Origin of the sequence: Bradyrhizobium lablabi (assembly GCF_001440475.1) — a bacterium.
In the GTDB taxonomy this organism is placed as follows: domain Bacteria; phylum Pseudomonadota; class Alphaproteobacteria; order Rhizobiales; family Xanthobacteraceae; genus Bradyrhizobium; species Bradyrhizobium lablabi.
The window spans coordinates 14,070-14,450 of record NZ_LLYB01000034.1 but is presented as its reverse complement, the minus strand read 5'-3'; the positions used below and the strand labels follow the sequence as shown (position 1 = coordinate 14,450).

Annotated in this window: 1 protein-coding gene; it reads right to left on the bottom strand. The window is 65.6% G+C overall.

All coding sequences use genetic code 11. The annotated features are described in order from the left end of the window. Positions 1 to 381 (bottom strand): calcium-binding protein (locus CQ14_RS44385; protein WP_347337108.1); only part of this gene is annotated, 381 nt, incomplete at both ends.

The window sequence follows — 381 nt, the reverse complement described above, 5'->3', positions numbered from 1 at the left end:
GCTCCGAACAATACCCGGTCGGTACCGCCATCGCTGTTGTCGATGACGTCGTTGCCGGAACCGCGCCCGAACAGGTAGGTATCGTCCCCGGTGCCACCCCGCAGCGCGTCGTTCCCCGTCCCGCCATCGAGCGTGTCGTTCCCGGCGCCGGCTCTCAGCGTGTCGTTGCCGATACCACCAAATAGAGCGTCGGCTCCTGAACCGGCATCGAGTGTGTCGTTGCCGGCGCCGCCGTTCAGCGTATCGGCGAACCCGCCCGTGGTCAGGATGTCGTTGCCCAATCCGCCGTTCAGCGTCGCGGCACTCTCGATCCAGGTGATGGTATCGTCGCCGTCTGTCCCCAGCTTCGCGACAATCGCTGCCAGATCCAGCGTGGTGCCA